Origin of the sequence: Mycobacterium sp. (assembly GCF_051006775.1) — a bacterium.
GTDB lineage: Bacteria > Actinomycetota > Actinomycetes > Mycobacteriales > Mycobacteriaceae > Mycobacterium.
On the sequence record NZ_JBPCSX010000169.1, the window covers coordinates 1 to 8,095 of the forward strand.

At 67.0% G+C, this 8,095-nt stretch carries 10 protein-coding genes, 1 tRNA gene and 1 pseudogene; 7 read left to right on the forward strand and 5 right to left on the reverse strand.

Annotated features, from left to right (window positions below; translation table 11 throughout):
* A pseudogene (locus ACR2JI_RS12285) lies at window positions 1–80 on the forward strand (MspA family porin); the annotation flags it as partial.
* Window positions 81–162: 82 nt separating this feature from the next.
* On the opposite strand, the gene mscL reads toward ACR2JI_RS12285, so the two are convergent.
* The 4 genes from mscL to ACR2JI_RS12305 form a co-directional block, all read right to left on the reverse strand.
* Entirely contained in the window at window positions 163–585 is a 423-nt protein-coding gene (mscL, locus tag ACR2JI_RS12290; RefSeq protein ID WP_526390354.1) for a large-conductance mechanosensitive channel protein MscL, read from the reverse strand.
* An 87-nt stretch (window positions 586–672) separates the two neighbouring features.
* Window positions 673–1,338, reverse strand: a complete 666-nt coding sequence (locus ACR2JI_RS12295) for an SAF domain-containing protein (RefSeq protein ID WP_526390355.1) — start codon at window positions 1,336–1,338, stop codon at window positions 673–675.
* 65 nt (window positions 1,339–1,403) lie between these two features.
* The gene (locus ACR2JI_RS12300) at window positions 1,404–1,790 is read right to left on the reverse strand and encodes an FmdB family zinc ribbon protein (protein WP_526390356.1); all 387 of its coding nucleotides are present in this window, start codon (window positions 1,788–1,790) and stop codon (window positions 1,404–1,406) included.
* Between the two features lie 41 nt (window positions 1,791–1,831).
* A complete protein-coding gene (locus ACR2JI_RS12305) occupies window positions 1,832–2,440 on the reverse strand; it encodes a 5-formyltetrahydrofolate cyclo-ligase (protein ID WP_526390357.1) in 609 nt (202 codons plus the stop codon).
* A gap of 62 nt (window positions 2,441–2,502) precedes the next feature.
* Between ACR2JI_RS12305 and ACR2JI_RS12310 the strand changes: the two genes are divergently transcribed.
* From ACR2JI_RS12310 to ACR2JI_RS12335, 6 genes are all read left to right on the forward strand, one after another.
* Window positions 2,503–3,423 (forward strand): UTP--glucose-1-phosphate uridylyltransferase, encoded by a 921-nt coding sequence (locus ACR2JI_RS12310; protein ID WP_526390358.1) that lies wholly within the window; start codon window positions 2,503–2,505, stop codon window positions 3,421–3,423.
* A gap of 58 nt (window positions 3,424–3,481) precedes the next feature.
* A complete protein-coding gene (gene glp, locus ACR2JI_RS12315) occupies window positions 3,482–4,717 on the forward strand; it encodes a molybdotransferase-like divisome protein Glp (protein ID WP_526390359.1) in 1,236 nt (411 codons plus the stop codon).
* Window position 4,718: 1 nt separating this feature from the next.
* Window positions 4,719–5,369 carry a GNAT family N-acetyltransferase gene (locus tag ACR2JI_RS12320; protein ID WP_526390363.1) on the forward strand — a complete coding sequence of 217 codons (651 nt, stop codon included), beginning with the start codon at window positions 4,719–4,721 and terminating at the stop codon, window positions 5,367–5,369.
* Between the two features lie 143 nt (window positions 5,370–5,512).
* On the forward strand, window positions 5,513–6,610 hold the full coding sequence (sepX, locus tag ACR2JI_RS12325) for a divisome protein SepX/GlpR (protein WP_526390360.1): 1,098 nt from the start codon (window positions 5,513–5,515) through the stop codon (window positions 6,608–6,610).
* Between the two features lie 40 nt (window positions 6,611–6,650).
* Window positions 6,651–6,723, forward strand: a tRNA-Ala gene (locus ACR2JI_RS12330).
* A gap of 174 nt (window positions 6,724–6,897) precedes the next feature.
* On the forward strand, window positions 6,898–7,560 hold the full coding sequence (locus ACR2JI_RS12335; protein ID WP_526390361.1) for a VldE C-terminal domain-containing protein: 663 nt from the start codon (window positions 6,898–6,900) through the stop codon (window positions 7,558–7,560).
* A gap of 39 nt (window positions 7,561–7,599) precedes the next feature.
* Here ACR2JI_RS12335 and ACR2JI_RS12340 read toward each other — a convergent pair.
* A partial coding sequence (locus tag ACR2JI_RS12340; RefSeq protein WP_526390362.1) for an alpha/beta fold hydrolase occupies window positions 7,600–8,095 on the reverse strand: 496 nt, incomplete at its 5' end.

The following is an 8,095-nucleotide window of genomic DNA, read 5'->3' on the forward strand; positions in this document are numbered from 1 at the left end:
TGCTGCGGCCCTTCGCCCGGCTGATCTCCAAGTCCGGTGACAGCGTCACCACCTACGGCGAACCATGGGACATGAAGTAGCCGAGCTACTTCGCGGACATGAAATAGCCGACAACGAATACGGCCCCCGGCTTGTGCCGGGGGCCGTATTCGTTGTCAGGGGCTATTCGCTGAGGGGGAAGTCGGCTGACCGCTCCACGCCCTTGGCGGTGTCCTTGCCGCCGAGTGCGTCGCGGATCTCGGTCAACAGACGAAGTTCCTTCGCGGTGTCGGACTCTGCCGACTCCTTGCGGCGGACCTTGTTGTACGGCACCACCACCAGGAAGTACACCACCGCTGCCACCAGTCCGAAGTTGATGAACGCCGTCACCAGGACATTGAGGTCGATGGTCTGACCGCCACCGATGCCGATCTTGAGGATGCCGTAGGAGGCCTCCTTGCCGGCGCCGATACGGTTGATCAACGGCTGGATGATGCTGTCGGTGAAACTGGTGACCAGTCCGGTGAACGCCGTACCGATGACCACCGCGACCGCCAGGTCGACGATATTGCCCTTGGCGAGAAACTCCTTGAATCCCTTTAGCACGCTGAGCCTTTCTTTGCTGAATCTGCGTGATCGCGTCGAAAGCGTAGCGCATCGATAGGGGGGCGGACATCGGCAATTTTCCCGGTGTCAGTGGATCGTCAGGGCCACTGTCTGCACGAGCGTCGCGCCGGCCAGTGCGGTGGCGGCCGCGGCGGGAAGGGCCACCAGGATGATGCGATCGTTGCCGGGCCCGCGATAGCTCCCGTTCGAGTCCGCCGACACCAGAACAACCACGGCGTTCGCGGCGATCAGCCGGGGGTGGACTTCGCCCCCGGCGCCCGCACCGGTGGCGGCACCGAGCACATCGACGACATCGCCGGTCCGGATCACATCCAGGACCGCGCTGTCGGACAGGTGCAACGGCACCACCCTGGCATCACGACCGACACTCAACTCGGCCAGTCGCGAGCCAAGCACCCGTGCGTCGGTGAGAACCTCACCGCGCCGGACCGCACCGGCCAGGGTGGCCCCGACGACTTGTTCAAGACCGGCGGTGCCGTCCGGAACCGTTGCGGCGGTGCGATTCTGGACTTCCACGTCTTGGGCGGTCACGGTCACACCCGGACTCAGATCGCGGACAGCCACAGTCACCGGCCGGTACCCGTGGTCGGGATCCGGCCGAACGGCCGCTGCCGCCGCGAGGATGACGAGTAGCCCGGCGGCAATCCGCCGGGCTGCAATTGTCCGGGCGAAGTCCGGTCGCATCGCGCGGGAAATACGGCTGCGCACAGTGGGGTTGATCGACTGACCCATGCCGCTGACGGTAGGAGTCGGCTAGCCGCCGCGCGTGCGAGACCTCGTGGCGCTGTGGATAACAGCTAGCTCGAGGTGGTGGCAGGTGCCGAACTGCCCGACGACGGCGCGCTCGGCGCCGACGACGACGATGTCGACGACGACGATGTTGACGGTGATGACGATGAGGACGACGAAGATGAGGACGATGACGATGAGGACGACGAATCGCCACCGGACTTCTCCGAACCCGACGAGCCTGAGCCCGATTCGCCTGAGCCGGTCTTCTTACTGTTCTCGCGGTTGTCCGTGCGGTAGAAACCGCTGCCTTTGAACACCACGCCGACCGAGTTGAACAGCTTGCGCAGCCGCCCTGAGCATTCCGGGCAGGTGGTCAGGGTGTCGTCGGTGAACGCCTGCACCGCGTCGAACCGGTTGTCGCACTCGGTACACGCGTAGCTGTAGGTCGGCACATGAACCTCCGGGAAAACTGAGTCGTTAGCACTCTACCGTGTTAAGTGCCAGAACCGCCATCGGCCGGCTGGCATTCCCCGAGCCGGATAAGCCCGGTACCGGGGGTCAGGGCGTGCGTCATGATCACGTCGTGCGGATCGTGCGGCAACGCCGCGACCACCTCGTCATCGCGCACCACGGCCACCAGCGGCGTCCCCGGCGAACACAGCACCAGGGACCGGTCGTAGAAGCCGCCGCCACGCCCCAGGCGCACCCCGCTGCGGTCCACTGCCACCGCCGGCACCAACACCAGATCGGCCCGCGAGATGGCGGCCGGTGGAAGCCAGGGCGGGGGAGGCTCGCGCAAGCCGAAGCGGGCCGCCTGAAGAGTCCCCGGACGGTACCGCCCCCAGGACAGCGGCCGGTCGTCTCCCTCGGCGGTCACCGGGAGCAGCACCTCGTCGCACAACCGGAGGAGTTCGTCGAGCAGTTGCGCAGACCCCGGCTCCGAGCCCGCCGGGAGGTAGGCGCAGACCGTCCGGGCGTCACCCACCGCGGCGGGCAGATGTGCGCACAACTGTTGGGCCTCGTTGCTGTGAATCGACTCCGGTACCGCGCGGCGGGCCGCCAACAGCTCGCGTCGGCGCTGGGCCTTGGTGAGGGCGGTCATGCGCTCCACCTTGTCAGCCGTACGCCCGGTTGGGCCATCAGGTTGCCGATAAGGTGTGTTCAATGAGCACACCGCAGGTGCCGTTTCCCCGGACGGCTGTCGTGCCGGCAGCCGGATTGGGAACCCGGTTCCTGCCGGCGACAAAGACCATTCCCAAGGAACTGCTGCCGGTGGTCGACACCCCCGGTATCGAGCTGGTGGCCGCCGAAGCCGCCGAGGCCGGCGCTGAGCGGCTGGTGATCATCACCTCGGAAGGTAAGGACAGCGTCGTCGCGCACTTCGTCGAGGATCTTGTTCTGGAGGGCACCCTCGAGGCGCGCGGTAAGAAGGCGATGCTGGAGAAGGTGCGTCGCGCCCCGGCCTTGATCAAGGTGGAGTCAGTCGTCCAGGCCGAGCCGCTGGGCCTCGGTCACGCGGTGGGGTGTGTGGAGTCGGTGCTGTCGCAGGACGAGGACGCCCTCTCGGTCCTGCTTCCCGATGACCTGGTGCTGCCGATCGGCGTTCTGGAGACGATGGCCAAGGTCCGTGCCGAACGGGGCGGCACGGTGCTGTGCGCGATCGAGGTCACCCCCGAGGAAGTCAGCGCCTACGGCGTCTTCGATGTCGAAGCGCTTCCCGGCGGTGCGGACCCGGATGTGCTGAGGGTCAGGGGAATGGTGGAGAAACCACCGGCCGGCCGAGCCCCGTCGTTGTTCGCCGCCGCCGGACGCTACATCCTCGACCGTGCGATCTTCGATGCTCTGCGGAGGGTTGAACGGGGGGCGGGCGGTGAGATCCAGCTGACCGACGCGATCGCGCTGCTGATCGCCGAGGGCCATCCGGTGCATGTGGTGGTGCACCGCGGATCTCGACACGACTTGGGAAATCCCGGCGGCTACCTGAAGGCTGCGGTTGACTTTGCTTTGGACCGTGACGACTATGGCCCCGAATTGCGGCGATGGCTGGTCGGGCGGCTGGGCTTGGCGGAGCAGCCCGGCCTCTAGGGCCCCGGTCGTTGTTTCGGCCGGGCTCGCTGGGTCGTCTGAAGCAGAAAGGCGCGCTGTGCGTTCGGTGGAGGAACATCAGGCCAGGGTGACGGCTGCCGCGGTGGCGCCGCGGCCGGTGTCGGTGCCCATCGCTGAGGCCCAGGGTCTGATGTGCGCCGAGGATGTGGTCACCGAGCGCCCCATGCCCGGTTTCGATCAGGCTGCCATCGACGGCTATGCGGTCCGCAGTGTCGACGTGGCGGCCGCCGGTGAGGGCCAGCACGAGATCGTGCTCCCGGTGATGGCAGTCATCGAGGCCGGAGCGCGCACCCCGAGCCGGCTGCAGCCCAAGCAGGCGGCCCGCGTGCAGACCGGCGCGCCGATGCCCACACTGGCCGATGCGGTGCTGCCGCTGCGTTGGACCGACAGCGGGTCCAACCGGGTGCGGGTGCTGCGCGGGGTCCGTTCCGGCGCGTATGTCCGTCGCGCCGGAGACGATGTCCAGCCCGGCGACGTGGCGGTGCGGGCGGGGGCGATCATCGGGGCGGCCCAGGTGGGGCTGCTGGCGGCGGTCGGCCGTGATCGCGTCCTTGTCCATCCACGGCCCCGGGTCTCGGTGATGAGCGTGGGCGGGGAACTGGTGGATATCTCCCGCACCCCGGGCAACGGCCAGGTGTATGACGTGAACTCCTACGCGTTGGCCGCCGCCGCCCGCGATGCCGGCGCCGAGGTGACCCGGATCGGGATCGTTGGCAGCGAGAAGGATCTGCGCGAGACGGTGGAGAGCCTGGTAAACCGCTCCGAGGTGGTGCTGATCGCCGGCGCGGTGGGCGGCGAGGCCGCGGAGAACCTGCGGACTGTGCTGTCCCAACTCGGCAGCATGGAGGTCAGCCGGGTGGCGATGCACCCCGGTTCGGTGCAGGGTTTCGGTCAGCTCGGCACCGACGAGGTGCCGACGTTCCTGTTGCCCGCGAACCCGGTCAGCGCACTGGTTGTCTTCGAGGTCATGGTGCGTCCACTGATCCGACTTTCGCTGGGCAAGCGGCAGCCGATGCGCCGCACGGTGCGGGCCCGCGCGCTGGCGCCGATCCGTTCGATGGCCGGACGAACCGGGTTCCTGCGCGGGCAGTTGCTTCGCGACCAGGACAGCGGCGATTACCTCGTCGAGGCGATCGGCGACACGCCCGGCGGTTCTTCACATCTGCTCGCCTCGCTGGCCGAGGCGAACTGTCTGGTGGTCGTGCCCGCCGAGGCGGTGGAGATTCCCGCCGGGGAGTTCGTCGACGTCGCCTTCCTGGCCCAGCGGGGCTGACATCTGGTGGGCTAACAGCTCCGCGCATCCCGGATGGCCAGGCCCGGTGGGACCGTTGCGGGTGACGGGGGGTGTGGTTCGTCTGCGCCCCGTTCGGATGCGTGACGCCTCGCAGTGGAGCCGTATCCGGCTTGCCGAACGCGATCGGCTGGAACGCTGGGAGCCGACTGCAGATGCGGATTGGTCTGTGCGGCATATGGTTTCGGCGTGGCCACCCCTGAATTCCGGGCTGCGCTCCGAGGCGCGCAAAGGCCGGATGCTGCCCTATGTGATCGAGGTCGACGGTCGATTCGCAGGCCAGATGACGGTCGGCAACATCACCCACGGTGCGCTTCGCTCCGCGTGGATCGGTTACTGGGTCGCGCGGGACTTCACCGGTGGGGGGGTGGCAACCGGTGCCCTGGCGTTGGGTCTGGACCATTGTTTCGGGCCGGCGAAACTGCACCGGGTGGAGGCGACCGTGCGTCCGGAGAACGTAGCCAGCCGCAAGGTGCTGGCCAAGGTGGGTTTTCGTGAGGAAGGCCTGCTCAAGCGTTATCTGGACGTGGACGGCGGGTGGCGCGACCACCTGTTGGTGGCGATGACCGTTGACGAGGTCGAGGGTTCGGTGTCGGCGCGATTGGTGCGTCAGGGACTGGCCTGGTGGTGCTGAGCGAGACACTCCGTGTTATTCCTGTGACATTTGTGACTGTTGGTGCTTGTCTTCCATGAATTACACGTGTGTAATTGGGTCGGCGCGCCGCTACAGGGAGTGGACGTCACAGACCTAGCCTGGTCGGGAAAGGAGCAGGTCAGATGCCAAGCATCCCCCAGTCGCTGCTGTGGATCTCACTCGTGGTGCTTTGGCTCTTCGTCTTGGTGCCGATGCTGATCAACAAACGCGACACCGTCCGCCGGACCAGCGATGTCGCCTTGGCCACCCGAGTGATCAACAGTGCCGCCAAATCGCGGCTGATCAGGCGTGGCGGTCCCGCTGCCGGCCACCGGCACGATCCGGAGTGGCGGCGCGAGGAGGCCGATTTCGAGGCTGAGTGCGAGGCTGAGTTCGAGGCCGGCGACGTCGAGCAGGAGGCCCCGGTCCACGCCCGCACCCGTTCGGTCATGGTCCTGGCCACGGTGACCGAAGAGGTCACCTACGAAACCGACTACCTGGATGTCGACGTGGTCGACGAAAACTCCGGCGCGCTGCCGGTCGGTGGTGGCGCGCAGAGCGTGACCGGCGTGCAGGCGAGCCTGTTCGATGCCCCGGTCGTCGAGCCCGAGCAGCCCGCCGTGGCTGACCCGGAGGCAGTCGCCGAGGAGCCGACCGTTGCGCAGCCGGTTGCCGCGCCCGTCGCCGAGTCCTTCGAGGGGGATGAATCGGAGCACTCCGGCGGCTTTGACGCCGACGAATTCGAATACATCGACGACAGTTCGGGTTTGGAAGCCGAAGACGAGCCGGCGCCCGCGCCGCGGCGGAGTCGGCGCGACTCGTCCAGCATGGCCGAGGCGGTGAGCGCCCGTAAGTATCGGTTCCGCAAGCGCGTGCTGACAGTCTTGGCCACGGTGATGGTGCTGACCGCGGTGCTGTCCTTCACCGTCAGCTCCGGTCTGTGGTTGGCGTGCGGCCTCGCGGCCGCGGTGACGGTGCTCTACCTCGCTTACCTGCGTCGTCAGACCCGTATCGAGGAGCAGGTGCGCCGTCGTCGCCAGCAGCGGACGGCCCGCTACAGCCCACTGGAGGAAGCGGCGCCGACCCGCGGGCGCAACCGGGATTTCGACGTCGTTCCCAACCGGCTCCAGCGGCCCGGCGCGGTTGTGCTGGACATCGACGACGAGGACCCGATCTTCGAACACCTCGACGAGGTCGCGTATAGCCGTCGCTACGACCTGCCTCGGGCGGCCGGTCAGTAGGACTGCCATCGCTCCGGACTGGTAGCCTGCTAGCGGTCAAGGGGCTATAGCGCAGTTGGTAGCGCGTCTCGTTCGCATCGAGAAGGTCAGGGGTTCGATTCCCCTTAGCTCCACTCAGCAATTTTTCCGTTTGCGCATCTCAGGCACGCTGCCCGAGGTGAAGCACCCCTGCACGGCCGATCCGGCGGGTGTGACCTACGTCGCATACCGGCGCGCCGCTGAGGGAGCCTCTCAGGAATGTCCGTTATGGTTCCGTGATGTTTTGTTTTCGGTCTCGTGATCTGCGAATGAAAATTCCTGCCCTGGCCGCCACGATCGTCCTCCCGGCTGCACTGCTCCTCGCTGGCGGCGCGAACGCCAACCCGGCAAGTCCTGAGGACGCAGTCGCGCCGATCGCCGACAGCTCGCTGGAGCTGGCTGCGGCGCCCGAGCCGGAGACTCTCCCTGAGCCGGAGAATCTCCCTGAGCCGGAGAGTCTCCCGGAAGCCGCCGTGGAATTGACCGACGCGATGCCGGTGGCACGGGTCTCCTCCGCACCGCATCACCTGATGGCCGGCGTCGCCTCCGAGAGTGGCTTGCAGGTCCGCACCATCCTGGTTGAGCGTGCCGTCAGCGCCGCGTTCCCCGAGATTCGCACCATGATCGGCGTACGACCGGACGCCAAGCCGTGGCATCCCAATGGTCTGGCCCTGGACATCATGATTCCCAACCCCGGCAGCTCGGCCGGCATTGCGTTGGGCGACGCGATCCGTGACTACGCGATGCGCAACGCCGCCCGGTTCGGCGTGCAAGACGTGATCTGGCGCGGCACCTATTACACGCCGGCCAACGGCCCCAGCGGATCGGGCTACGGCCATTACGACCACGTGCACATCACCACCACCGGTGGGGGCTACCCGACGGGCAACGAGGAGTACCTGGGCGACGAGGGTCAGTCGGCCGCGTCCTGAGGTGCGCCGAGAGCGACCCCGGTGCAGATCCCACGGGGTTCAGGTGGCGCTGCGCTCATCGTGTTCGAGTGCGTCCAGTACCGCCACCCGGGTGTTGATAGGACCCGAGACGGAGTCCTCGGTGCTGCCCTTGCGTAGCAGATCACGTAGTACGTCGGGGTCGTAGTCGGCCGGTGCGGTGTCGTCGATGAAACGTTCCACCAGTTCGACGAATCGGTCAGGATGGTCGTGAAACGGGAAGTGTCCGGACCGGGGAAAGACGTCCAGGCGGGAACCCGGCATCGCGGAATGCGCCATCTTCGCGTGGCTGACCGGGATCACCGAATCGTCCTCGCCCCAGATCAGTTGTACTGGAACGGATTCGGTCAGATAACACCGGTCAAGCATGGTCACCACCTGACCACGCCAGTCCACCACGGCGCGCAGCGTGCGGGTGAAGGCCGCCGACGCTGTGGGCTCGGGGAGATCGGCCAGGATGCGCAGCATATTGGGAATGTCGCGGCCGAATCTGGTCGATCCGAACATCGCCCCAACC